General features: G+C 71.6%; 23 protein-coding genes and 4 pseudogenes. 20 read left to right on the forward strand and 7 right to left on the reverse strand.

Going from position 1 to position 24,231, the window contains the following annotated elements:
* Nucleotides 1-100 precede the first annotated feature (100 nt).
* The gene (locus ACHMXE_RS08375) at nucleotides 101-688 is read left to right on the forward strand and encodes a TetR/AcrR family transcriptional regulator (RefSeq protein WP_203207888.1); all 588 of its coding nucleotides are present in this window, start codon (nucleotides 101-103) and stop codon (nucleotides 686-688) included.
* Between the two features lie 19 nt (nucleotides 689-707).
* On the opposite strand, the gene ACHMXE_RS08380 is transcribed toward ACHMXE_RS08375, so the two are convergent.
* Nucleotides 708-1,040, reverse strand: a complete 333-nt coding sequence (locus tag ACHMXE_RS08380) for a LysR substrate-binding domain-containing protein (protein WP_395345544.1) — start codon at nucleotides 1,038-1,040, stop codon at nucleotides 708-710.
* Nucleotides 1,024-1,764, reverse strand: a pseudogene (locus ACHMXE_RS08385) (LysR family transcriptional regulator); the annotation flags it as partial. The pseudogene ACHMXE_RS08385 and the gene ACHMXE_RS08380, both read right to left, overlap by 17 nt.
* On the opposite strand from ACHMXE_RS08385, the gene ACHMXE_RS08390 reads away from it, so the two are divergent.
* Nucleotides 1,709-2,608, forward strand: a complete 900-nt coding sequence (locus ACHMXE_RS08390) for a DMT family transporter (protein ID WP_209545774.1) — start codon at nucleotides 1,709-1,711, stop codon at nucleotides 2,606-2,608. The pseudogene ACHMXE_RS08385 and the gene ACHMXE_RS08390 sit on opposite strands and share 56 nt — an antisense overlap.
* An 8-nt stretch (nucleotides 2,609-2,616) precedes the next feature.
* Here ACHMXE_RS08390 and ACHMXE_RS08395 read toward each other — a convergent pair whose 3' ends face one another.
* Nucleotides 2,617-3,510: an SDR family oxidoreductase gene (locus ACHMXE_RS08395; RefSeq protein WP_395345547.1), complete on the reverse strand. Its 894-nt coding sequence runs from the start codon at nucleotides 3,508-3,510 to the stop codon at nucleotides 2,617-2,619.
* 78 nt (nucleotides 3,511-3,588) lie between these two features.
* Here ACHMXE_RS08395 and ACHMXE_RS08400 point away from each other — a divergent pair, with 78 nt between their 5' ends.
* Nucleotides 3,589-4,155, forward strand: coding sequence for a helix-turn-helix domain-containing protein (locus ACHMXE_RS08400; protein WP_395345550.1), 567 nt, complete (start codon nucleotides 3,589-3,591; stop codon nucleotides 4,153-4,155).
* Nucleotides 4,156-4,419: 264 nt separating this feature from the next.
* Here ACHMXE_RS08400 and ACHMXE_RS08405 read toward each other — a convergent pair whose 3' ends face one another.
* The 3 genes from ACHMXE_RS08405 to ACHMXE_RS08415 form a co-directional block, all read right to left on the reverse strand.
* Complete coding sequence (locus ACHMXE_RS08405; RefSeq protein ID WP_395345552.1) at nucleotides 4,420-4,953, reverse strand: hypothetical protein; 534 nt, start codon at nucleotides 4,951-4,953, stop codon at nucleotides 4,420-4,422.
* 186 nt (nucleotides 4,954-5,139) lie between these two features.
* The gene (locus ACHMXE_RS08410; RefSeq protein WP_395345555.1) at nucleotides 5,140-6,015 is read right to left on the reverse strand and encodes a hypothetical protein; all 876 of its coding nucleotides are present in this window, start codon (nucleotides 6,013-6,015) and stop codon (nucleotides 5,140-5,142) included.
* Nucleotides 6,016-6,057: 42 nt separating this feature from the next.
* Entirely contained in the window at nucleotides 6,058-6,255 is a 198-nt protein-coding gene (locus ACHMXE_RS08415; protein ID WP_395345558.1) for a hypothetical protein, read from the reverse strand.
* A gap of 43 nt (nucleotides 6,256-6,298) precedes the next feature.
* Here ACHMXE_RS08415 and ACHMXE_RS08420 point away from each other — a divergent pair.
* The 17 genes and pseudogenes from ACHMXE_RS08420 to ACHMXE_RS08500 all read left to right on the forward strand — a co-directional run.
* Nucleotides 6,299-6,433, forward strand: a pseudogene (locus ACHMXE_RS08420) (autotransporter outer membrane beta-barrel domain-containing protein); the annotation flags it as partial.
* Nucleotides 6,434-6,473: 40 nt separating this feature from the next.
* The gene (locus ACHMXE_RS08425) at nucleotides 6,474-7,610 is read left to right on the forward strand and encodes an autotransporter domain-containing protein (protein ID WP_395345561.1); all 1,137 of its coding nucleotides are present in this window, start codon (nucleotides 6,474-6,476) and stop codon (nucleotides 7,608-7,610) included.
* Between the two features lie 195 nt (nucleotides 7,611-7,805).
* A complete protein-coding gene (locus ACHMXE_RS08430; protein ID WP_203207882.1) occupies nucleotides 7,806-8,099 on the forward strand; it encodes a hypothetical protein in 294 nt (97 codons plus the stop codon).
* Nucleotides 8,100-8,157: 58 nt separating this feature from the next.
* Nucleotides 8,158-8,634, forward strand: a complete 477-nt coding sequence (locus ACHMXE_RS08435; RefSeq protein ID WP_209545768.1) for a MaoC/PaaZ C-terminal domain-containing protein — start codon at nucleotides 8,158-8,160, stop codon at nucleotides 8,632-8,634.
* Complete coding sequence (locus ACHMXE_RS08440; RefSeq protein ID WP_395345564.1) at nucleotides 8,631-9,413, forward strand: enoyl-CoA hydratase/isomerase family protein; 783 nt, start codon at nucleotides 8,631-8,633, stop codon at nucleotides 9,411-9,413. The genes ACHMXE_RS08435 and ACHMXE_RS08440 overlap by 4 nt, the downstream gene beginning before the upstream one ends.
* Nucleotides 9,414-9,422: 9 nt before the next feature.
* Entirely contained in the window at nucleotides 9,423-9,800 is a 378-nt protein-coding gene (locus tag ACHMXE_RS08445; protein ID WP_395345567.1) for a Zn-ribbon domain-containing OB-fold protein, read from the forward strand.
* Complete coding sequence (locus ACHMXE_RS08450) at nucleotides 9,797-10,954, forward strand: acetyl-CoA acetyltransferase (RefSeq protein WP_395345570.1); 1,158 nt, start codon at nucleotides 9,797-9,799, stop codon at nucleotides 10,952-10,954. The genes ACHMXE_RS08445 and ACHMXE_RS08450 overlap by 4 nt, the downstream gene beginning before the upstream one ends.
* A gap of 7 nt (nucleotides 10,955-10,961) precedes the next feature.
* Nucleotides 10,962-12,614: a phenylacetic acid degradation protein PaaN gene (gene paaN / locus ACHMXE_RS08455; protein WP_395345573.1), complete on the forward strand. Its 1,653-nt coding sequence runs from the start codon at nucleotides 10,962-10,964 to the stop codon at nucleotides 12,612-12,614.
* Between the two features lie 37 nt (nucleotides 12,615-12,651).
* On the forward strand, nucleotides 12,652-14,013 hold the full coding sequence (locus tag ACHMXE_RS08460; protein WP_395345576.1) for a phenylacetate--CoA ligase family protein: 1,362 nt from the start codon (nucleotides 12,652-12,654) through the stop codon (nucleotides 14,011-14,013).
* Nucleotides 14,010-15,230: a CaiB/BaiF CoA transferase family protein gene (locus ACHMXE_RS08465; RefSeq protein ID WP_395345579.1), complete on the forward strand. Its 1,221-nt coding sequence runs from the start codon at nucleotides 14,010-14,012 to the stop codon at nucleotides 15,228-15,230. The genes ACHMXE_RS08460 and ACHMXE_RS08465 overlap by 4 nt, the downstream gene beginning before the upstream one ends.
* 247 nt (nucleotides 15,231-15,477) lie before the next feature.
* Nucleotides 15,478-16,413: a hypothetical protein gene (locus ACHMXE_RS08470; RefSeq protein ID WP_395345581.1), complete on the forward strand. Its 936-nt coding sequence runs from the start codon at nucleotides 15,478-15,480 to the stop codon at nucleotides 16,411-16,413.
* A 19-nt stretch (nucleotides 16,414-16,432) separates the two neighbouring features.
* Nucleotides 16,433-17,446 carry a 2Fe-2S iron-sulfur cluster-binding protein gene (locus ACHMXE_RS08475; RefSeq protein WP_395345584.1) on the forward strand — a complete coding sequence of 338 codons (1,014 nt, stop codon included), beginning with the start codon at nucleotides 16,433-16,435 and terminating at the stop codon, nucleotides 17,444-17,446.
* Nucleotides 17,447-17,495: 49 nt separating this feature from the next.
* Nucleotides 17,496-18,662 carry an ABC transporter substrate-binding protein gene (locus tag ACHMXE_RS08480; protein ID WP_395345587.1) on the forward strand — a complete coding sequence of 389 codons (1,167 nt, stop codon included), beginning with the start codon at nucleotides 17,496-17,498 and terminating at the stop codon, nucleotides 18,660-18,662.
* A gap of 22 nt (nucleotides 18,663-18,684) precedes the next feature.
* Nucleotides 18,685-19,722, forward strand: coding sequence for a branched-chain amino acid ABC transporter permease (locus tag ACHMXE_RS08485; protein ID WP_395345590.1), 1,038 nt, complete (start codon nucleotides 18,685-18,687; stop codon nucleotides 19,720-19,722).
* Nucleotides 19,719-21,507: pseudogene (locus ACHMXE_RS08490) on the forward strand (ATP-binding cassette domain-containing protein). The gene ACHMXE_RS08485 and the pseudogene ACHMXE_RS08490 overlap by 4 nt, the downstream one beginning before the upstream one ends.
* A gap of 107 nt (nucleotides 21,508-21,614) precedes the next feature.
* A pseudogene (locus ACHMXE_RS08495) lies at nucleotides 21,615-22,268 on the forward strand (ABC transporter ATP-binding protein); the annotation flags it as partial.
* Nucleotides 22,265-23,692, forward strand: coding sequence for an FAD-binding oxidoreductase (locus ACHMXE_RS08500; RefSeq protein ID WP_395347332.1), 1,428 nt, complete (start codon nucleotides 22,265-22,267; stop codon nucleotides 23,690-23,692). The pseudogene ACHMXE_RS08495 and the gene ACHMXE_RS08500, both read left to right, overlap by 4 nt.
* A gap of 10 nt (nucleotides 23,693-23,702) precedes the next feature.
* On the opposite strand, the gene ACHMXE_RS08505 is transcribed toward ACHMXE_RS08500, so the two are convergent.
* A complete protein-coding gene (locus ACHMXE_RS08505; RefSeq protein ID WP_057589770.1) occupies nucleotides 23,703-24,197 on the reverse strand; it encodes an Lrp/AsnC family transcriptional regulator in 495 nt (164 codons plus the stop codon).
* Between the last annotated feature and the right edge of the window lie 34 nt (nucleotides 24,198-24,231).

Genomic DNA, 24,231 nt, shown 5'->3' on the forward strand with positions numbered 1-24,231 from the left:
TCGCTGTTTCGCCCGGGTGCGTACAGGGCGGGCGGGACGAAACATGCGCGCGGCGCGGGTGTTTCGAACGAACCATTTTTCTTTTGCGGGCGATGCCGACATGGCCAGAACCAAATCCGAGAACTTCGACGACATCCGGGCCACGATCCTCGACGTGGCCGCGTCCCTCTTCGCCAAGAACGGCTTTCGCAACACCAACATCATCGACATCGGCGCGGCCTGCAACGCGTCGAAGTCGCGCATGTACCACTACTTCCCGTCGAAGGAAGCGATGCTCGCGGAGATGCTCGGCGAGCACGTGAGCGCGCTGGTGGCGATCGCCTCGGACCTGGTGTCGGCGCCCATCGATCCGCGCGCGCGGCTGCGCAACTACTTCCTCGCGCACCTCAAGTACTACTACGAGCAGCGCGACCGCCACACCGTGCTGATCGAGGACGTCTACCACCTGCCCGACGAGGTGCGCGCGCAGGTGAACGCCAACGAACAGAAGCTGGTCGGCTTCCTGTGCGCGCTGCTGCGCGAGATCAACGCGCAGAAGTTCAAGGACCGCCAGGCCGCAACCACGCACGCGATGCTGATGTACGGCATGCTGAACTGGACCTACACCTGGTACCAGCCCACCGGGCGCCTGAGCCTCGAGACGCTGGCCGACCAGGCGAGCGACATGTGCCTGCACGGCATCGTGTAGCGCCCGAGCGGCCGCGGGGTCAACCGGCTGCCGGCTGGCCGTGCAGCGTGCCGAGCCAGTCGGCGAGCGCGGCGATGGCCGGCTCCTGCGCGCGGCGCCTGAGCACGCACAGCGAGATGCGGTCGCCGCTGGGTACGAAGCCGAGCGGGGCCGCGATGCGCGCCTGCGCGAGCTCCTCGCGCACCAGCACCGAGGGCGCGATGCCCACGCCGAGACCGGCGATGGTGGCCTGGATCATGTAGATCCATTGGCCGAAGGAACGCCGCGGCCGCAGCCGGCGCGGCGTCCAGCCCGTGGGCCTGTGCCCAGATCGTCCAGCCGGCCGGATAGGACTCGGTGCCGAGCAGCGCATGCGACAGCACGTCCCGCGGCCGGGCCAGCGCCTTCGCCTGCGCGGGCGTGCAGATCGGTCCGATGTCGTTGTCGGCCAGCAGGATCTCGCTCACCTCGCGCGGATGCGTTCCACGCCCGCAGTAGACCAGCGCATCGACGTGCCCGGCGCGCAACCGGCCCAGGTCGCTGCCGGTCTGCAGGTTGAGCACCACCTGCGGATGCCGCGCCTCGAAGTCGTCGAGCCGCGGGATCAGCCACTGCAGCATGAAGCTGCCGGGGCAGGCCAGGGTCAGTGCGGTGGCGGGCCGCTGGCCGCGGATCTCGGCGCAGACCTGGCCGATGTCGTCGAGCGCCCGGGCCGTGCACGCGAACAGCCGCCGGCCGGCGTCGGTGAGCGTCACGCCCGCCGCATGGCGCTCGAACAGCTTGCAGCCCAGCCACGCTTCGATGAGACGCAACTGGTGGCTCACGGCGCTGTGCGTGACCTTGAGCCGGTCGGCGGCGCCGACCACGCTGCCGGCCTGGGCGGCCGCGGCGAAGGCGCGCAGGGCGGTCAGCGGAGGGAGTTGCTGGAGGTCCATGGTGTGAATTGATTTCACGGCCAGTGTAGAGAAGGATCGCTGGTGCGAAAGGCCGCGCCGGCTTATCTTGAGCGGCTTCCGGTCCATCCCCTGCCCACCGTCAGCCATGTCCTCGAATGCCTCGCCGCGCGGCACCGCCGTCCTTCTGCTTGCAATCGTCATCGCCGCCTGGGGCGTGAACTGGAGCGTCGGCAAGGTGGTGCTGGAACACGTCACGCCGATCTGGGCCACCACGCTGCGCATGGTGCCGGCGTGCATCGTGCTGTGGGTGGTGCTGCCGGTCTCGGGCCGGCTGGCCATGCCGACGCGGCACGACCTGCCGGTGATCCTGAGCGTCGGCCTGCTGCACATGGTGGCCTTCTCGGTGCTGGCCGCGCTGGGCCTGCAGTACCTGAGCGCGGGCCGCTCGGTGGTGCTGGCCTACACCACGCCGCTGTGGGTGCTGCCCGCGGCCCGCTTCTTCCTCGGCGAGGCCTTCACCGCGCGCCGCGCCGCGGGCCTGGGGCTCGGCGTGGCGGGGCTGCTGGTGCTGCTGCAGCCCGCGGCCGTCGACTGGCGCGATGCCGGCGTGGTGCGCGGCCACGGCCTGATCCTGCTGGCCGCGGCCTGCTGGGCCGCCTGCATCGTCTACGGGCGTGCCCATCGGTGGACCACGCCGCCGTTCCAGCTGCTGCCCTGGCAGATGCTGCTGGCGAGCAGCGCGCAACTTCTGCTGGCGCTCGCCATCGAGGGCGTGCCGCGCATCGCCTGGTCGATGGAACTCGTCGCGCTGCTGGGCTACAGCAACCTCATCGGCACCGTGCTCGCCTACTGGGCGATGAACACAGTGAACCGCGACCTGCCGGCGTCCGTGACCTCGATGGGCCTGCTCGGCGTGCCGGTGGTGGGCTTGCTGGCGGCCGACCTCGCGCTCGGAGAAAGGCCCGATGGCGCGCTGCTGCTGGCGACGGGGCTGATCGTGGCGGGGATCGCGATCGGGACCTCGGTGCGGCGATCGTGGCGATGAAGCTGCGTTCAGTGCCCGGGATAGTGCCCCGCGGCAATGTCCTGCAGCAGCGTTGCGTGCGTCGGCTCCCAGCCGAGCACTTCGCGCGTCCTGGCATTGGCGGCGGGCGCGTCGGCGCCGAAGAACATGCCGATCCAGTCGAAGTGCGAAGCCGCGCGGTCGGCGGGGATCGACTCCGCCGGCACGTCGAGGAACCGGCCCAGCGCCATCGCGATGTCCTTGGTGGCGATGCCTTCCTCGGCGACCGCATGCAGGACGGTGCCCGGTGGCGCCTTGTCGATCGCGAGCTGCACGAGCTTGCCGGCATCGAGCCGATGGACGGCCGGCCAGCGGTTGAGGCCTTCGCCCAGGTACGCGGAGAGGCCCTTGGTTCGCGCGATCCGGGCCAGCGTTGCGACGAAGCCGTGGTCGCCGCCGGCGCCATGCACCGTCGGCGCGAACCGCACGACCAGCGAGCGGATGCCGCGCTGCGCCAGGCCGAGCGTGTACGCCGCGTTCGCGATGCGTGGATGGGTCGCGGCCGCGGGCATGTCGGCCTCGGTGCCCACGCGGCCGGGCGCCAGGCCCAGCGTGCCCGAGGCGATCAGCAGCGGGCCGCCGGTTCCCTGCAGGACGTCGGCGAAGGCGTCGATGGCGGCGCGGTCGGTGCGGGCCGCCGCGGCCATCTGGGAGAAGTCGTGGTTGTAGCCGAGGTGCACCACGCCTTCCGCGCGCGCCGCCGCGGCGCGCAGGCTCGCGACATCGTCCAGCGAGCCGCGCACGACCTCGGCGCCCAGCTGCTCGATCCGGGCGGCGGCTTCGTCGTTGCGGGCGAGGCCCAGCACCTGGTGCCCGGCCGCGAGGAGTTCGGCGACGCTGGCCGAGCCGATCCAGCCCGACGCGCCAGTGACAAGAATCTTCATCGAATGCTCCAGTGATGTCATTAAGTGACATCAGTATAAACCTATGATGTCACACTGTGTCAACACTTGGGAGGTCCGATGGGTCGTTGGGAGCCCGATGCGGCAGGACGCTTTCGCGTGGCCGCCATGGAGCTGTTCGCGGAGATCGGCTATGAGCAGACCACGGTGGCGGCCATCGCGCAGCGCGCCGGTCTCACGCCGCGCACTTTCTTTCGCCACTTCGCGGACAAGCGCGAGGTGCTGTTCAACGGCTCGGAGCTGCTGCAGCAATCGATGACGGCCGCGCTCGCCGCCGCGCCTGCACAGGCCTCGGCCATGGAGGCGGTGGCCATCGCGCTGAGGGGCGCCGCGGATTTCTTCGACGAGGAGCGCCGCCGCTACGCCCACCAGCGCGCCACCGTGATCGCCGCCACGAGCGAGTTGCACGAACGCGAGCTGATCAAGCTGGCCAGGTTGTCCGAGGCCCTCGCGGCCGCCTTGCGCGCCAGGGGCGTGGAGAAGTCCGATGCAAGCCTCGCGGCCGAGGCGGGCATCGCGGTGTTCCGCATCGCGTTCGCGCAATGGGTCCAGGCCTCCGAGCGACGCAGCTACTGCGAGATCGTCGATGCGTCGCTGGCGAGCCTGAAGGCGCTGGTGGCCGTCTAGCCTCTGGCGCGGCGCGGCCGCGCCAGCTCCCGCGCCCTTCGCGGCGGCACTTGTGTCTTTCGACACGCGCAAGTTACTTCCTGGAGCACCCCCGCTCTACCCACGTTTTGCAAGCCTTGCACGAGCTCCCGGCGCGGGGCTTTCTGCGAGCGACGAGCCCCTTCCTCATTCGCAGGCGCCGCGGCGCGCCCGCGTGCCCGACACGAAAAGAAACTGCCCTGGCATGGGGTACCCCCTGGTGATTTCACGCGGGGGTACGTCTATTTACATTTCGCCGGCTGGCTCCTGCCGACGTCTCATCCCAAGCCCACTGCGTGCATCCGGGCGAATCGCGTGGCTGGAGGAACCGGCATGGTTTCTGGACCCGCAATGGGAGCACACGATGAACACGACATTCGAGACGATCTGGACCGGAACACCGCACGCGGGGGCGGCCGCACCCGGGGCCGCGCGGCGCCACGGCAAGCGACACGGCACGGTCCCCGGCACCGCGCTGCTGCGGGTGGCGATGGCTTCGGCGCTTGCCTGCGCCGCGCCCGCCTGGGCGGCCGGTGGTGCCGGCGGGCAGCCCACCGACAACCTGATCCTGCACGGCGGCGCCGGCGGCGCGACCGATGGCAACGGCTCGGTCGGTGGCGGCCGGGGCGCATTGAACGACAGCGCGCTCGGCTCGAGCGCGGGCGATGGCGGTGCTTCGGCGCCCGGCAGCGGCGCGAGCGCCGGGTCGACGGCCGATATCGGCACCTTCGCCGGTGCCACCGCGGGCACGGGCGGCGCGGCGGGCGGTTCCAGCGCCATCGTGAGTCCCGGCGTCTCGCGCGGCGCCAACGGCGGCGCGGGTGACTCGCGCACCGGCGATGCGAACAACGGCAACGGCTATGGCGGCGGCGGCGGTGGTGGCTTCCGCGGCAACGCGCTGGCGCCGAATGCCGCCAGCGCGTCCGGCAGCAACATCGGCGGCGATGGCGGCGCGGGCGGCAACGGCTACTGGGCCGCGGGCGGCGGCGGAGCCGGTGCCCATGGTTCGACGCTGCTCGCACCGACGGCGAATTTCACCGTGCTCGGCACCGGCCTTTCGCGCGGCGGAGCCGGTGGCCAGGGTGGCGCGGCGTATTCGCAGGGCGGCGGGGGCGGCGGCGGTGGCAGCGGCTTCTTCGTGAGCGCGTCCACGCCGGGCTTCGCACTGAGCAACCTCGGCACGCTCGCGGGCGGCGCCGGTGGTGCCGGCGGTCCGGAATTGCTGCCGGCGCGCGCCAATGCCTCGGGCGGCGGCGGTGGCGAGGGCGGCAACGGCTTGATGCTCGCCGGTGCTGCCTCGAGCGTGAGCAACGCCGGCGCGATCGTCGGTGGCGCGGGTGGTGCCGGCGGCAACGCCGGCGGCGGGGTGGGCGGGACGGGCGCGCCCGGGCAGGGCGGCGATGGCGGCGCAGGTCTGCGGTCGTCCGCCGCGCAGGCCAGCATCGTCAACAGCGCGACCATCACCGGCGGTGCCGGTGGCGCGGGCGGTGCCAGCAGCAATGGCGGTCCACGGGGCGCCAACGGCGCGGGCGGCGCGGGCGTGGTGGGCGCCAACCTCGCGCTCACGAGCAGCGGGGCCATCGTCGGCGGGCTCGGCGGCGACGGCACTGGCCGCGCGCCCTCGGTCCGCTTCACCGGCGGCAGCAACAGCCTGCGCCTGGACACGGGCGTCTCGCTGACGGGCGCCATCGCGATCGACAGCGGTGCCAGCGCCACCGTCATCGCCGGCGCCGACAGGCTCAGCCTCAATGCCGCGGTCGATCTCGGCGGCACCGGCACCATCGACACCAACGGCCACGACCTCGCCTGGTCGGGCCCGATCACGGGCGCCGGAGATTTCATCAAGACGGGCGCGGGCACCCTGTCGGTGAGCGGTGCCAACACCTACGCCGGCGGCACCGACGTGCGGCAGGGCGTGCTCAGGACCACGGCCACGAACGCGCTGAGCGCGGGCTCGTCGCACACCGTGGCCGCGGGCGCGACGCTCGACCTCGCGGGCTTCAGCCAGACCGTGGCGTCGCTCGCCAACGGCGGCACGGTGTCGCTGGTCGGCGCGGTGCCGGGCACGACGCTGACCGTCAACGGCAACTACACGGGCAACAACGGCGTGCTGCGCCTGGGCGCCGTGCTCGACAGTCCCGGCATTTCCGACCGGCTGGTGATCAACGGCGGCGCCGCCAGCGGCGTCACCCGCGTGCAGATCGCCAACCTCGGCGGGCTGGGCGCGCGCACCGTCGGCAACGGCATCGAGGTGGTGAGCGCGCAGGCCGGCGCCACCACGACCGCGCAGACCACGCGCGATGCCTTCGTGCTTGCCGGCGGCCACGTCGACGCGGGGGGCGTACGAGTACAGGCTCTACGCGGCCGATGCGAGCGGCGCGGGCGAGAACTGGTACCTGCGCGCGGATGCGCCGAATGTCGCGACACCGGGTACCCCGGCCACGCCCGGTGCGCCCATCGGGGCGCCCGTGGTCGCCTACCGGCCGCAGGCCTCGCTGTACGCCGCGCTGCCGTCGCAACTGCGCCAGGGCAACCTCGCGATGCTCGGCAACCTGCATCTGCGCCGGGGCGACGAGACCGCCGTCTCCGCCGCGCCCGAGGGCACTTCCGCGCGGCGCGCCTGGGGCCGGCTGATCAGCGCCGACATCGACATCCGCCAGGGTGGCACCGTCTCGCCCGGCAGCAAGGGGCGGGTCACCGGCCTGCAGGCCGGCACCGACCTTCTCGCCATGGGCAACTGGCGCGCGGGCCTCTACGTCGGCCAGCTCGAGGGCGACGTGAGCGTCGACGGCTTCGCCAGCGGCGTGCGCAACCTGCGCGCCGGGCGCAACGACCTGCGCAGCCAGTACCTCGGCGCCTACGGCACCTACGCCGGCGACGGCGGCTTCTATGCCGACGTGGTGCTGCAGGGCGCGCGCCATCGCGCCGATGCGGCGTCCTCGCTCGACCCCGGCGCGCAGACCCGCGGTCGCAGCCTGCTGGCCTCGCTGGAAATCGGCCAGAGCCTCGCGCTGGGCAACGGCTGGTCCGTCGAGCCGCAGCTGCAACTGATCCATCAGCGCCTGGACCTGGACAGCACCGCGATCGCGGGTGCCCAGGTGCAGAGCCACGCGGACAACGGCTGGACCGCGCGCGCCGGCGTGCGGCTCAAGGGCCGGGTCGATACGGCGGCTGGCGCGCTCCAGCCCTATGCACGACTCAACGTCTACAAACGCGCCAATGGCAGCGACACCGCGCGCTTCGTGAATGCGGCCGCGGTGACCGACATCACGGCACCGATCGGCGGCACCAGCACCGAGCTCGCGGCCGGCTTCTCGCTCGCGCTGAACGAGTCGACCAGCCTGCACGGCGAGCTGGGCAAGCTCTGGTCCTCCGGCGGCGACGCCAGGGTGCGCAGCTCGATCGGTGCTTCCGTGGGCGTTCGCGTGGCCTGGTGAGTCGACGGCGCCGCGCGCCGCCGTGCATTTGTTCCGTTCTGAGCCTCCGCCTCGACGGGGCCTGGCCCCGTCCTACGGTGCGGGGCCGGGTGCCGCCCTAGTTTGGCTGCAACGGCGCCGTCCGCCTCCGGTGGGCTGTCATCGCACCTCGCGGCATGCGGGGTGCGGCGTCGTCCACCTTCAGAGGAACGATCGATGCAGTCCAGACAGAAGATTCACCACGGCGCGACGGTCACGCTCGTGCTGCCGGGAGGCATGAGCACGCAGGAAGAGGTCGCGGCGCTGCGCGCCGCCGGCGTGCCGGTCGACGACAGGGGCGAGGTGACGGTGGGGTTCCTTTTCCTGCGCTGGCAGCGGGCGACGAACCGCATGGTCTTCCGATGGTTCGCGCGCACGCCGGGTGAAGGCGCCATGCCTGCCCCACCGCAAAGCACCGGCGCTGCCTCGTCACCGCCACCCCCTTTCTCTGCCTCTTCGGGTAAGCCCTAGCTGCCGCCGGGTCTTCGTCTTCATTTATATTCCGTCCGGAAGGTTAAATAAAGACGCGATGACCGACATCACCAGCACCTGCGGATTTCTCGAGCAGCACTTCGACCGGATCGAGGAGGGCGCGCGCTTCCGCTCGCGCGGCCGTACCCTCACCGAGGCCGACATCGTTCAGTGGTGCGCACTGACCGGCGACTGGTACGTGCTGCACACCGACGCGCACCATGCGGCGCGCACGCGCTTCGGCCAGCGCATCGCGCCCGGCCTGATGCTGCTGGCCTATGCGGCCGGGCTCGGCATTCCGCCCGCGGCGCCGGCGATCGTGGCGAACTACGGCAGCGATGCGCTGCGCTTCACCGCGCCGGCCTTCATCGGCGACACCATCCATCTGGAAGCCGCGGTGCTCGAGAAGACCGTGAAGCGCGCCGGCATCGATGGCGTGCTGCGGCTGCAGTGGAACGTCCACAACCAGAACGGGTTGCTGCTGATGGCCAGCGAGCTGCGCATCCTGATGGCCTTCGAGGGGGCTGCGCGATGAGCGGCGCGACCTCCACCGATGCAGTGCGCCTGGCGCTGGAACTGCCGCTCGCTGTCATCGCGATCGACCGGCCCGCCGCGAAGAACAGCCTGCGCCTCGACGAGATGACGGCGATCGGCGATGCGATCGGCGAGGCCGTGTCGGCCGGTGCGCGCGCGGTGCTGGTGCGCGGCACGCGCCATGCCTTCTGCGCCGGCCGCGACCTCAAGGACACGCATCCCGGCACCGACGACACGCTCGCGATCCTGCGCGAGCGGATCAACCCGGTGCTGGCCGCCGTGCGCGACTGCCCGGTGCCGACGATCGCCGCGGTGCAGGGCCCCGCGCTGGGCTTCGGCTTCGGGCTCGCGCTGGCCTGCGACATCGCGCTGGTCGCCGACGATGCGCTGCTCGGCAGCCCGTTCCGCAACATCGGCGCGGTGCTCGATTCGGGCGGCCACCATCACCTGCGCGAACGCGTCGGGCCGCACCGCGCGGCCGAGCTGATCTTCCTGGGCCGCCTGTTCTCGGGACGCGAAGCCGCGGCCATGGGGCTCGTGAACCGCAGCGTGGCGGCCGAGGCGCTCGACGAGATCGCGCTGCAGATGGCGCGCGAGATCGCGAGCGGCCCGACCGCCGCTTTCGCCGCGTCGAAGCGCATCCTGTCGTGCGCGCGTTCCTTCGAGGAGACGCTCGAGCTCGAGGCGATCGCGCAGGCCGAGGCGCTCGCCGGGCCCGACGGCATCGAAGGCATCGGCGCCTTCCAGCAGAAGCGCAAGCCGCGCTTCATCGGACGCTAGGCGATGGGCATGACCTCCACGCCCGACGCCGCGCGTTCGCCGCGCGCTTGCTTCCTCGCCGCGCTCGCCGAAGGTCGACTGGTCTACCAGTTCGACCACGGCGCGGGCCGCGCGGTCTTTCCGCCCCAGGCCGTGGGGCCGGGCGGTCGGCCCAGTGAACTCGAATGGCGCACCAGCCGCGGCGAGGGCACGGTCCACGCCTGCACCGAGGTGCAGCGGCGCGACGGCGCCTTCAACATCGCGCTGGTCGACCTCGACGAGGGCTTCCGCATGATGGCCACGGTGGTCGATGCGGCGCCCGGCGCGCTGCGCATCGGCCTGCGCGTGGCCGCGCGCATCGAGCCCTGGAACGACGCGCACCGCGTGGTGTTCGGAGCGCTCGCATGAGCGCAACCAATCTGCGCGGCACGGCCGCGATCGCCGGCATCGGCAGCACCGGCTTCGCGACGATGCCGACGCTGTCCTCGCCGCTCGACGCGATGGCGCTGGCCTCGGTGCGCGCGCTCGACGACGCGGGCCTCTCGCTGGCCGAGGTCGACGGCGTGTTCGCGGCCGGGCTGCAGCTGTTCATGCCGACGCTGAGCCTGTGCGAATACCTGGGCCTGCGCCCGCGCTATACCGATTCGACCCAGGTCGGCGGCGGCGCCTTCCTCGCACACCTCAACCATGCGCGCGCCGCGATCGCGGCCGGCCTGTGCTCGGTGGCGCTGATCGCCTATGGCAGCACGCAGAAATCCGCGGGCGGACAGTTCGCGACCCATTCCGAACCCAACCCCTACGAAGTGCCCTACGGCTACCCGGGCCCGCTCGCGGCCTATGCGATGGTCGCGCAGCGCCACATGCACGAGTTCGGCACCACGCGCGAACAGCTCGCGCAGGTGGCGGTGAGCGCGCGCGACTGGGCGCGGCTCGACACCGATGCGCCCGATCCCGGGCCGCTGAGCATCGAGGACGTGATCGCGGCGCGGCCGGTGGCGCATCCCTTCACCGTGCGCGACTGCTGCCTGGTGACCGATGGCGGCGGCGCGCTGGTCGTGGTCTCGGCCGAACGTGCCGCGCAGCTGCGGCGCAAGCCGGTCTACCTGCTCGGCGTGGGCGAAGCAGCCACGCACCGCAGCATCGCGCAGATGCCGGACCTGGTGCGCACCGCGGCCAGCGTGTCGTCGGCCACCGCCTATGCGCAGGCCGGCGTGGGCCCGAAGGACATCGACGTGGTCCAGTTCTACGACGCCTTCACGATCATGCCGATCGTCTTCGCGGAGGACACGGGTTTCTGCGCCAAGGGCGAGGGCGGTGCCTTCCTCGATGGCGGCCGTGCCTCGCCGGGCGGCGACTTCCCGATGAACACCAGCGGCGGCGGGCTCTCGCTCGGCCACCCCGGCATGTTCGGCATCTACACCGCGATCGAGTCGGTGGTGCAACTGCGCGGAGACGCCGGCGCGCGCCAGGTGGCCGGCGCCGAGCTCGCGCTGGCCCATGCGCCGGGCGGCTACATGTCGAGCCAATGCACCGCGATCTTCGGCACCGCCGCCACGCTCTGAACCCACCATGACCCTTCAAGACCTGCAACTGAAACACGCCGGCCGCCTGGCCGATGCGATCGCCGCCGTGGCTCGCCGCGGCTACCACAGCGCCTACCCGGAGGACCCGACGCATCCCGCCTACGCCGACGGCTCGCGCAAAGCCGGCGAGGCCGCCGTGCGCGCGGCCTGGACGCGGCGCGATGGCGCGATCCGCGGCGAGGAGCGCAGCGCCTTCGGCGTGCCCTTCGACACCGCCTATGCCGACGAACCGGTCGATGCCGTGCTCGCGCGCGCCGAGGCCGCGGCACCGGCCTGGGCCGCGCTCGATGCGGCCGAGCGCGCCGCGGTGGCGCTCGAGATCCTCGAGGCGCTGCAGCAGCGCGCCTTCGAGATGGCCTTCGCCTGCATGCATGCCTGCGGCCAGCCGTTCGCAATGGCCTTCCAGGCCGGCACCGCCCATGCGCTGGACCGCGCGCTCGAGGCCGTGGCCATTGCCGTGCGCGAGATGGGCGCCTATCCCGCGTGCGTGCTCTGGGAGAAGCCCGATGCGCGCCGGCCGCTGCGCGTGGAGAAGACCTTCGAGATCCTGCCGCGCGGCATCGCGGCCGTGATCGGCTGCGCCACCTTCCCGACCTGGAATTCCTACCCCGGCCTGTTCGCGAGCCTGGTCACGGGCAACCCGGTGGTCGTGAAGCCGCATCCCACGGCCGTGCTGCCGCTCGCGCTGTGCGTCGACACGGCGCGCACGGTGCTCGCGGGCCTGGGGCTCGACGCCGACGTGGTGCAACTGCTGGTCGACACGCGCGCCGCGCCCAAGACCAAAGAGCTCGCGCTCGATGCGCGCGTGAAGCTGATCGACTTCACGGGCGGCCCCGAGTTCGGCGACTGGCTCGAGAGCCACGCGCGCCAGGCCCACGTCTTCACCGAGAAGGCCGGCGTCAACGCGGTGCTGATCGAGAGCACCGGCGACTATCCCGGCCTGGTGCGCAACCTCGCGCTCACGCTGAGCCTCTACAGCGCCCAGATGTGCACCACGCCGCAGAGCATCTACCTGCCGCGCGCGGGCATCCGGCTGCAGGACGGCACGGCGAAGACGTTCGAGGATTTCAAGGCCGACCTCGCCGCGGCGGTGGCGAAGCTGGTCGCCGATCCGGTGCGCGCCATCGAATTGCTGGGCGCGATCCAGAGCGATGCCACCGAGGCACGCGCCGTCGAGGCGGCATCGCTCGGCGAGCCGGTGTTCGCCTCGCGCCGGCTCGCGCATCCCGAGCTGCCCGATGCGGTGCTGCGCACGCCGGCCCTCTACGCCGTGCCGCCCGAAGCGCTCGACACCATCGCGCGCGAGCACTTCGGCCCGATCAGCCTGCTGATCGTGACCGAGGACGCGGACGCGGCGCTGCGGCATGCGCACGAGGTCACGCGCTCGCGCGGCGCGATCACCTGGTCGGTGTACTCGCGCGACGAGGCCTTCGTGCGTCGCGCGAAGAACGCGGCCGCCGATGCCGGCGTGCACCTCACGCTCGACATGACCGGCCCGGTGCTGGTGAACCAGTCCGCCGCCTTCAGCGACCTGCACGTGAGCGGCCACAACGCGGCGGGCAACGCGGCGCTGTGCGACACCGCTTTCGTGCTGCCGCGCTTTCGCGTGCTGCAGACGCGCCGCTACCTCGCCGCCTGAAGCGCGACCGCCCGCCAAAGAACAAAGGAGACGCCCCATGACCGAATCCCGCAATGCGCAGGCCGCGGCCGACGCCGCCGACGATTTCCTCTCGCTCGACGAGCTGCAGGCGCGCCAGGACGCCAAGCTCGCCGCGCTCGGCCGCAGGCTCGCGGAGTCGCCGCAGTGGCGGGCGCATTTCGCGGCGGCTGGCGCCTCCCCGTTCGACCTGAAGGACCGTGCCGCGCTGCAGGCGCTGCCGCTGCTCGAGAAGAGCCACCTGCGCGCGCTCTATCCGTACCCGCTGCTCACGGTGCCGCTCGAGCAGGTGGTGCGCTTCTGCGCGACCTCGGGCACCACCGGCCTGCCGGTGCTGTTCGGTTTCACGCAGAAGGACTGGGAAGACACGCTGGTGCGCCAGCTCGCGCGCATCTACCGCACGGTGGGCGTGCGCGCGGGCGACCGCGTCTACCAGGGTTACGGCTATGGCCTGTGGATCGGCGGCAGCTCGATGGACGAGGCGCTCAAGGCCTATGGCGCGGTCAACTTCCCGGTGGGACCGGGCCGCGGCGAGCTGATGGTGCAGTGGCTGCGCGACCACCGCCACACGGTCACGACCATGTCGCCGCTGTGGCTGATGACGCTGATCCAGCAGGCGCGCAAGGCCGGCATCGATCCGCGCCGCGACTGGGCGCTGCGCGTGGGGCTGTTCGGCGGCCAGTCGGTGTCGACCACCTTCCGCAGCGAGATGGAGGCGCTGATGCCCGAGGGCTTCCTGGCGCACAACATCTACGGCACCACCGAGGCCGGCGGGCCAGTGCTCGGCGTCTCCTGCCCGCATTCGCACGGCGATGACGAGATGCACCTGGTCAACGACGACAGCGTGCTCAGCGAGATCCTCGACCCACAGACCCTGCGCCCGGTGGCGCCGGGCGAGGTCGGCGAGATCGTCTTCACCACGCTCGACAAGGAAGCCTCGCCGGTGCTGCGCTGGCGCACGCGCGACCTGGTGCGCCGCTCGGCCCAGCCCTACCGCTGCGCCTGCGGCCGCCATGCCTATGCGCGCATCGGCCGCATCATCGGCCGCTCGGACGACATGCTCAAGGTGCGCGGCGTGCTGGTCTATCCCTCGCAGATCGAGGACGTGATCGCCGGCGTCGAGGGCCTGGCCAAGGATGCCTGGCAGATCTATATCGACAGCGAGCGCAGCGTGCTCGACCACATGGAGGTGGCCGTGGAGCGCGTGCCTGGCACGGCCTGTACGGGCGACGACCTGGCGCGCGAGGTGCGCGCGCGGCTCAAGGCCCGGCTGGGCCTCACGTGCGAGGTGCGCTGCCACGACGAGGGCGCGCTGCCGCGCTACGAGGCCAAGGCCACGCGCGTGCTGCGGCGCACCGCCTCGGAGGCCAGCCCGGCATGACGCACACCACGCAAACCATGCCGGGCGCGCTGGCCGGACTGCGCGTCATCGACCTGTCGCGCGTGCTCGGCGGTCCCTTCTGCACCCAGATGCTGGCCGACCATGGCGCGCAGGTGATCAAGGTCGAGCCGCCGCAGGGCGACGAGACGCGCGACTGGGGCCCGCCCTTCCTCGACGGTGCGGCGTCGTACTTCCTCGGCGTCAACCGCAACAAGCAGGGCGTCGCGCTCGACCTCTCGCTGCCCGAGGGCCGCGCGTTGCTGCTGCGCCTGCTGGCGGACGCCGACGTGCTGGTCGAGAACTTCAAGCCCGGCACGCTCGAGCGCTGGGGCATCGGCTACGAGGACTTCCTGCGCGAACGCTTCCCGCGCCTGGTGCACTGCCGCGTCAGCGGCTTCGGCGCCGACGGCCCGCTGGGCGGCCTGCCGGGCTACGACGCGGTCGCGCAGGCCATGACCGGGCTGATGTCGGTCAACGGCGAACGCGGCGGCGCGCCGCTGCGCATGGGCATCCCGGTGATCGACATCGCGACCGGGCTGCACGCGGTCATCGGCATCCTGATGGCGCTGCGCGAGCGCGAGCTGTCGGGCCGGGGCCAGTCGGTCGAGGCCACGCTGTTCGACACCGGCGTCTCGCTGATGCATCCGCACCTGCCCAACCACTTCCTGTCGGGCCGCGTCGCGGGGCGCAGCGGCAACGCGCATCCCGACATCTGTCCCTACGATGCCTTCGCCACGCGCAGCTGCAACGTGTTCATCGCCGTGGGCAACGACGGCCAGTTCCGCCGCCTGGTCGCGCTGCTGGGCCGCGCCGAACTGGCCGACGATCCGCGCTTCGCGCACAACAGCGAGCGGCTCGCGAACGCGGCGGCGCTCAAGGCCGAGCTCGAAGCGCTGCTGGCCACGCGCGACGGCGAGGCCATCGCACGGGAACTGATGCGCGCGGGCGTGCCCTGCGGCCCGGTGCTCGACGTCGGCGGGGTCCGCACCCATCCGCATGCGCTGCACCGCGAACGCTTCGTCGAGGCCGGCGGCCAGATGGGCGTGGCCTCGGCCGTGTCGCTGTCGCGCACGCCGGCCAGCTATCGCACCGCGGCGCCGGCCTTCGGCGCGCACAGCCTCGAGGTGCTGCGCGCTGCCGGCCTCGGCGAAGCCGAGCTCGCCGAAGCCACCCGCGCGGGCGCGATTCCGCATGCGCGTTCTTCCTTTGCCAATTGATATGCCGTCTGGAAGGCTAATCAATGATCCACCACCCCTCCCATCCGAACACATGACAAGGAGAGATTCCCGATGAACCCGTCCCCCACCCACCTGGACAACGCCCAGGACACCGCCGCGCTCGCGCGCGCGCTGACCTCGCCGCCCGAGCAGGTGCTCGCCATGCCCGACCCACAGACCCTGCTCGCCGAGATCGAGGCCGCGCCCGGCATCGACGGGCCCGAACATCTTTCCGCTCGAGTGGCACGTGGAGACGCCCAAGCTCTACGACATCTACGACGCCGCGCGCGATCCGGGCTGGTCGCCGCACACGCTGGCCTGGGACACGCTGCGCGTGGAGGACTACAGCCTCGACCAGCGCTACGCCATGGCCTACTGGTTCTCGCTGCTCGCGGTGTTCGACGGCTCGGGGCCGTCGGTGTTCGCGCGCGCCATGATCCACACCTACGAGAGCAAGGAAGAGGACCCGGTGCGCAAGTGCTTCTTCTCGGTCGTGCGCGACGAGATGAACCACGAGGAAGTCTGCGGCCGCGCCATCAAGCGCCTCACGCCCGGCGGCCCGCTCGGCTACGTGCCCGAGACGCCGCTCGGGCATCTCGCGCGCAACAACATCGAGTGGCTCTACTACAACGGCTCGCGCTACTGGACCGGCTTCAAGAACGGCGTCGACAAGTACCCGCTCGCGATCCTGTTCACCTCCTTCCTGTTCGGCGAGGTGGCCTCGAGCACGCTGTTCCACGGCATGTACCAGCGCACCACCATCCCGGTGTTCAAGGAAGCCTTCAAGCGCATCGGCCAGGACGAGGGCCGCCACCTGGGCATCTGCCTGGCGGTGCTGCAGAAGCTGCTGCCGGTGCTCACCGAGGACGACAAGCAGATGATCAGCATCCAGCTGCGCGCGGGCTTCGTGTTCCTCTCGGGGATCCTGCACGAGCCGCCCGAGCAGTTCTGGAAGCTGCCGCCCACCTTCATTCCCGCGCAGCGCCAGATCGACGAGGTCGCGCGCAGCGCCGGCCTGGGCATCCTCACGCTCGACGAACGCAAGGCCAACTGGAAGACGGCCGTGCTGCGCATGAAGGCCAACCTCGATCCCTACGGCATCGAATTCCCCGCGCTGCCCGAAGTCGGCATCGAGGGCAAGGAGGTGGTGTTCGATCCCGAGAAGGTGATCCCGATCTTCTAGGCGCATGACATCGATGAACATGAGCCGAACGATCCTCGTCAACGAGGCGATCCGCTTCGGCGTCCCCGAGGGAGACATCATCCTGGACGCCGCGCTGTCGCAAGGCGTGGTGCTGCCGCACCAGTGCCGCGGCGCCTCCTGCGGCATGTGCAAGGCACGCGTCACGCAGGGCACGGTCGACAACGGCTGGTCGCTGGGCCTCGCGATCTCCGACCAGGAGATCGCCGAGGGCTTCTGCCTGATGTGCCAGGCGCGGCCGCTCAGTGCCGAGGTGCATCTGCGCACCGTGCAGCCGATCCCGGGCGGCGAGGGCTCGGCCGTGCAGAGCTTCGAGGCGCGCGTGCTGTGCAACACCCCGCTCACGCCGCGCGTGCGGCGGCTGGTGCTGCAGGCGAGCGAGCCGCTGCGCTTCGAGGCGCAGGCCGGCGCCTACGTCGAGCTCGCGCTGCCGGGCCTGTCGCCGCACCGGCGCTACAGCCTCGCGACCGTGCCTTCGAGCACGGGCCTGATCGAGCTGCTGGTGGCGCGCCATCCGGGCGGCGCGGCCAGCGGCCACATCCACGACCTGCTGCAGCCCGGCGACAGCGTCGGCGTGACCGGGCCCTACGGCACCTGCCGGCTGCCCGAAGGCGAGGGCCCCGTTCTCGGCCTCGCGGGCGGCACCGGCCTGGCGCCCGTGCTCTCGATCATGGAGGACGCGCTCGCGCATGGCGACACCAGCCCGATGACGCTGCTGTTCTCGGTGCGCGACGACGCCGAGCTGATGCTGATGGACCGCCTCGCGGGGCTGGCCCGCGCGCATCCGAACTTCCGCTATGCACTGCTGGTGACCGAGGCGCGCAGCCGCTTCTGCATGAAGCAGCAGTACGCGCCCTCGTGGCTGCGCGAGAACCATGGCTCGCTGGCCGGCGCCCGCGCGGTGATCGGCGGTTCGCCGGGCTTCGTCGCGGCCTGTTCCGACACCTGCATCGCGCTGGGCATGGAGAGCACGGCGATCTCGGCCGACAGCTTCACGCCGGTGGCGCAGACCTAGCGAACCTTCGATTTTTTTCGGTACGACAGACACATAAAAGGAGACAACGATGATCGAGATTGCAAAGGCCCGCTTCCGGGCCGCCGCCTTCGGCGCGGCACTGTGCTTCGCGGCGCTTTCGGGCGCGCGGGCCGACATCAACGTGGGCGTGGTGGTCTCGGCCACCGGGCCCGCGGCCTCGGTGGGCGTGACCCAGCAGCGCACGGTGTCGGTGCTGCCCGCCACCGCGGGCGGCGAGAAGATCAACTACATCCTGCTCGACGACGCGTCCGACACCTCGACCACGGTCAAGAACGTGCGCAAGCTGATCTCCGAGTCGGCGATCGACCTGCTGATCGGGCCGAGCCTCACGCCCAACTCGCTGGCCGTGCTCGACGTGCTGGTGGAGAGCGGCACGCCGATGATCAGCCTCGCGGGCTCGGGCGCCATCGTCGAGCCGGTGGACGACCGCAAGCGCTGGGCCTTCAAGACGCCGCAGAGCGACACCCACATGGCGACCGCGATCATCAAGCACATGGCCGACAACGGCGTGAAGCGCGTGGCCTTCATCGGCTTCAACGACGCCTACGGCGAAGGCTGGTGGCGCGAGTTCGGCAAGCTCGCCGAGCTGCGCAAGATCGAGGTGGTGGCCAACGAGCGCTACACGCGCACCGACGCCTCGGTCACCGGCCAGGTGCTCAAGCTGCTGGCCTCGCAGCCCGATGCGGTGTTCATCGCGGCCTCGGGCACGCCCGCGGTGCTGCCGCAGGCCACGCTGTTCGACCGCGGCTACCGCGGCAAGGTCTACCAGACCCATGGCGTGGCGAACAACGACTTCCTGCGCGTGGGCGGCGCCAAGCTCGAGGGCACCTTCGTGCCGGCCGGCCCGGTGCTGGTGGCCGAGCAGTTGCCCGACAGCCACCCGGCGAAGAAGCCCTCGCTCGAATTCATCCGCAAGTACGAGGCGCTGCCCAACGCGGGCCAGCGCTCCACCTTCGCCGCCTACCTCTGGGATGCGGCGCTGATCCTGCAGGACGCGGCACCGCGCGCGCTCAAGGGCGCGAAGCCCGGCACGCCCGAATTCCGCAAGGCGCTGCGCGACGCGATCGAGTCCACGCAGGACCTGCATGCCACCAACGGCGTCTACAGCCTCGGGCCCAAGGACCACATCGGCCTGGACCAGCGCAGCCGGGTGATGGTGCGCATCGAGAAGGGCGGCTGGAAGTACATCCCCTGACGCGCGACGGACCCTACAGATCATGGACATGCAGATCTTCGGCCTGCTGGTGCAGGACGGCCTCGCGAGCGGCGCGGTCTACGTGCTGCTGGCGCTGGCGCTCGTGATGGTCTTCACCGTCACGCGCATCGTGTTCGTCCCGCAAGGCGAATTCGTCAGCGCCAGCGTGCTGACCATCGCGGCCTTCCAGCAGGGCCAGGCGCCCGGGCTGGCGGTGCCGGTGGCGGCGGTGGCCCTGCTGGCCTGCGGCATGGAAGCCGCCGAGCGCCTGCGGCAGCGCAACCTCGCGGGGCTGGGCGGCCGGCTCGCGCTGCTCGGCGCGCTGCCGCTGGCGGCCTGCGCCTTCGCCTGGTTCGGCGTCGATGCGCGCTCGCCGGCCTGGGTGCAGACGGCCGCGGCGGTGGCACTGGTCACGGCGATGGGGCCGCTGATCTACCGCACCGTGTTCCGGCCGATGGGCAATGCCTCGCCGCTGGTGCTGCTGGTGGCGGCGATCGCATTGCACTTCGTGCTGGTGGCGCTGGGCCTGTACGTGTTCGGGCCCGAGGGCTCGCGGCTGCCGGGCTTCGAACTGCCGGCCGGCCTGCTCGCGGGACTGCCGGTGGCGCCGCAGACATTTGCGGTGGTGGCGGCGAGCGCCGTGCTCGTGGCCGTGTTCTTCGCCTTCTTCGGCCACACGCTGAGCGGCAAGGCGCTGCGCGCCACCGCCGTGTGCCGCGACGGCGCGCGGCTGGTCGGCATCTCGCCCGACCACTCGGGCGAACTGGCGCTGACCATCGCCGCCTTCATCGGCGCGGTCTCGGGCGTGCTGATCGGCCCGTTCACCACCATCTACTACGACTCGGGCTTCCTGCTTGCGCTCAAGGGCTTCGTCGGCGCGATCGTCGGCGGGCTCTCGGGCTACGTCCTCGCCGCCGCGGGCTCGCTCGTGGTGGGCCTGCTCGAGGCCTTCTCGTCCTACGGCGCGAGCGCCGCCAAGGAGATCATCGTGTTCGCATTGATCGTGCCGCTGCTCTTGTGGCGTTCGCTGGCCGACCCGCATTCGCAGGAGGCCTCATGACCTTTCGTTCCTGGGTGCTCGCGGCCGTCGCCGTGGCGGCCGCCGCCGGCGTGGCGATGTTCGCATCGAGCTACTACGTCACGCTCGCGAGCTTCGTGCTGCTCTACGCCACGGTGGCGCTCGGGCTCACCTTGATGACCGGCTTCGCGGGCCTGATCTCCTTCGGCCAGGCGGCCTTCGTCGGCATCGGCGCCTACGCGGCCGGCTACCTCGCGGTGGCGCACGGCGTGCCGGGCTGGGCCACGCTGCTGGCCGGCGTCGTGCTCGCCACGCTGTCGGCCGCGGGCATCGGCGCGCTCACGCTCTCGATGGGTGGCCACTACCTGTCGTTGGCCACGCTGGCCTGGGGCGTGGTCGTGTACTACGGGCTCGGCATCATCGAGCCGCTGGGTGGCTTCAACGGCCTCGCGGGCATTCCTGCGCTGAACCTGTTCGGCTTCGACTTCGCGTCCGAGCGCTCGATGTTCTGCCTGATCGCGCTGGGCTTCGCGCTGGCCTTCTGGCTGGTGCGCAACCTGCTCGATTCGCGGCTCGGCCGCGCGGTGCGCGCGCTGCGCGCTGGCGCCGACCTGCCCGAGGCCTTCGGCGCGCATGCGTTCCGGCTCAAGGTCGCGGTGTTCTGCACCGCCGCGGGCCTGGCCGGCATGGCGGGCTGGCTCTACGTCTACATGCAGCGCTTCCTCAATCCCACGCCCTTCGGGCTGCAGATGAGCATCGAGTACCTGTTCATGGCGGTGATGGGCGGCGTGGGCGCGCTGTGGGGCGCGCTCGCGGGCGCGGGCGTGGTGGTGGTGCTCAAGCAGGTGCTGCAGGACGTGCTGCCGGCGCTGCTCGGCCGCTCGGGCAACTTCGAGATGGCGGTGTTCGGCGTGCTGATGCTGCTGATCCTCGCGCGCGCCAACGCGGGGCTGTGGCCGCTGCTCGCGCGCTGGACGCGCTTCACGGCCGCCGTGCCGCGGCGGCCCGTGCCGCGCGGCGCGCCGGTCGAGCTGCGCGCGCCCGCGCAGCACGCAGCCGCCGCGCCTGGCGAGGTGCTGCTGCGCGTCGACGGGGCCGAGAAGCGCTTCGGCGGTCTGGTCGCGGTCAACCGCGTCTCCTTCGAGGTGCGCGGCGGCGAGATCGTCGCGCTGCTCGGGCCCAACGGCGCGGGCAAGAGCACGCTGTTCAACCTGATCACCGGCCTCCTGCCCGCCAGCGCAGGCGCGATCACCCTGCGCGGCCAGCGCATCGACGCGCTCGGCGCGCGCCATGTGGCCGCGCGCGGCGTGGCGCGCACCTTCCAGCACGTGAAGCTGGTGGCCGACATGAGCGTGCGCGACAACGCGGCGCTCGGCTGCCACCTGCTCGGCGGCGACGGCTGGCTGCGCGCCATGCTGCGGCTCGATCGCCGCGAGGAAGCCGCGATCGAGGCCATGGCACTGGCGCAGTTGCGGCGCTGCGGCCTCGAGGACCTCGCGGATGCGCCGGCCGCCAGCCTGCCGCTGGGCAAGCAGCGCATCCTGGAGATCGCGCCGCGCCCTGTGCGCCCGCCCGCAGCTGCTGCTGCTCGACGAGCCCGCGGCCGGCCTGCGGCATCAGGAGAAGAAGACCCTGGCCGCGCTGCTCAAGCAGCTGCGCGGCGAGGGCGTGACCGTGCTCATCGTGGACCACGACATGGAATTCATCATGGACATCGCCGACCGCCTGGTCGTGATGCAGTTCGGCCAGAAGATCGCCGAGGGCGAGGCGCAGGCGGTGCGCGACGACCCGCGCGTGCAGCAGGCCTACCTGGGGAGCGCGGCATGACGCTGGAAGCCCGCGCCCTGTGCGCGTTCCATGGCCGCATCCCGGCGCTGCACGAGGTCGACGTGTCGGTGCCGCCCTCGGGCATCGTCACCGTGGTCGGCCCCAACGGCGCCGGCAAGTCAACGCTGCTGGCCGCGCTCATGGGCCGGCTGCCGATGAGCGGCGAGGTGCGGCTCGACGGCACCGACCTGCGCTTCGTCTCGCCCGAGCGCCGCGTGGCCATGGGCCTTTCGCTGGTGCCCGAGCAGCGCGACCTGTTCGGCACCATGAGCGTGGCCGACAACCTCGAGCTCGGCGCCTTCTGCTGGCGCCGCGCGGGCCGGCGCGCGATCGCCGCCGAGATGGAGCGCGTGTATGCGCTGTTCCCGCGCCTGGGCGAGCGGCACGCGCAGCTGGCGCACACGCTCTCGGGCGGCGAGCGGCAGATGCTCGCGCTGGGCCGCGCGCTGATGGCGCGCCCGCGCATCCTGCTGCTCGACGAGCCGAGCCTGGGGCTCGCGCCGCTGGTGGTGCGCGACATCTTCGCCACCGTGCGGCGGCTGCAGGCGCAGGGCGTGGCGATCCTGCTGGTCGAGCAGAACGCGCGTGCCGCCTTCGAGGTGGCCGACCATGCCTACGTGCTCGAGATGGGCCGCGTGAGCCTGCAGGGGCCGGCGGCCGAGGTCGCGCGCGATGCGCGCGTCGCCGACAGCTACCTGGGGCGGGCCGCGGCGCCCTCGGCCCCGACCGAATCGATGCCGCCCGAGAGGCTGGCGGCCTGACGAAGGAGACCCCCGATGGACGAAGATCCCTCGCGTCGCGCGAGCGCCCCGTCGCCGCCGTGATCCACCAGCTGCGCGAACGCTTCGGCGAGCGCTGCGCGACCGGCCAGGCGGTGCGCGACCAGCACGGCAAGGACGTGTCCTTCCATCCGCTGCATGCGCCCGACGCGGTGGTGTTCGCCGAATCGACCGAGGAGGTGGCTGCGGTCGCGCGGCTGTGCCACGCGGCCTCGGTGCCGATGATCCCGTTCGGCACCGGCACCTCGTGCGAAGGCGGCGTCGCGGCGCTGCATGGCGGCATCTGCATCGACCTCTCGCGCATGAATGCCGTGCTCGAGATCCACGAGGCCGACTTCGACTGCCGCGTGCAGGCCGGCGTGACGCGCAAGCAGCTCAACGCGGCGCTGCACGGCAGCGGCCTGCATTTCCCGATCGATCCCGGCGCCGATGCCTCGATCGGCGGCATGGTGTCGACGCGCGCCTCGGGCACCAACGCCGTGCGCTACGGCACCATGCGCGAGAGCGTGATGTCGCTCGAGGTGGTGCTGCCCGACGGCGAGGTGGTGCGCACCGGCGGGCGCGCGCGCAAGTCGGCCGCGGGCTACGACCTCACGCACCTGTTCACCGGCGCCGAGGGCACGCTGGGCATCGTCACCGAGGTCGGCCTCAGGCTGCATCCGCTGCCCGAGCAGATCGCGGCCGCGCGCTGCGGCTTTCCCGACCTGCGCGCGGCCATCGAGGCGGTCACCGCGATCATGCAGACCGGCGTGCCGGTGGGCCGCATCGAGTTCCTCGATGCGCAGCAGGTCGAGGCCTGCAACCGCTACGCGAAGCTCGGGCTGCCGGTCATGCCCACCTTGTTCCTCGAGTTCCACGGCGCGCCCGAGAGCGTGGCGCAGCAGGTTCGCGTGGCCGAGGAGCTCGCGGCCGAGCACGGCGGCGTGGGCTTCGCCTGGGCCGACACGCCCGAGGCGCGCAGCCGGCTCTGGCAGGCGCGCCACGACGTGTGGTGGGCCGCGCTCGCGCTTCGCCCCGGCTGCCAGGGCATGCCCACCGATGCCTGTGTGCCGATCTCGCGCCTGAGCGAGGCGGTGCTGGCGGCGCGCGCCGACGTCGAGGAACTTGGGCTCACCGCGCCCATGTGCGGCCACGTCGGCGACGGCAACTTCCATCTGTGCGTGGTGGTCGATCCCGCCGATGCCGACGAGATGGCGCGCGCCGAGACGCTCAACGCGCGGCTGATGCGCCGCGCCATCGCGATGGGCGGCACCTGCACCGGCGAGCACGGCATCGGCTACGGCAAGCTCGACTTCCTCGAACTCGAGCGCGGCGCCTCGATGCGCGTGATGGCGGCGATCAAGCAGGCGCTCGATCCGCGCGGGGTCATGAATCCGGGGAAGGTGCTGCGGCAACGCAGCGTTTGAATCTTTTCCGCTAGAGCGGCACCCGCGTCAGATCGAGCCGGGTGTCGTTCTTCACCTCGCGCAGCGCAACCGAGGTCTTGATCTGCCGGATGCCCTCGAGTTTCAGCATGAAGCGGTGCAGGAAGCGGTCGAAGGCCAGCGCGTCGGGCACCACGATCTTGAGGATGTAGTCGCCGTCGCCGGTGGTGACCCAGCATTCGAGGATCTCGGGCGTGGCCTGCACCGCGCGCTCGAAGGCAGCCACCACCGTTTCCGAATGCCGCTCGAGGCTGATCTGCGTGAACATGCAGCCGTGCAGCCCGACCTTGTTGCGGTCGACCAGCGCGACGAAGCGGCGGATGATGCCGCTGTCCTCGAGTTCGCGCAGCCGGCGCCAGCAGGGCGCCGAGGACAGGCCCACTTCGTCGGCCAGTGCCTGCACCGTCATGCGGCCATCGGCCTGCAGCAGGTCGAGGATGCGGCGCGTGGGCGCGTCGGACAGCGGCGTCGAATCGGTCTTTCCCATGGCGGCGATCTCCGGAATGAAACATGCCGGGTTG

The organism is Variovorax sp. UC122_21 (assembly GCF_044056785.1).
Lineage (GTDB): Bacteria > Pseudomonadota > Gammaproteobacteria > Burkholderiales > Burkholderiaceae_C > Variovorax.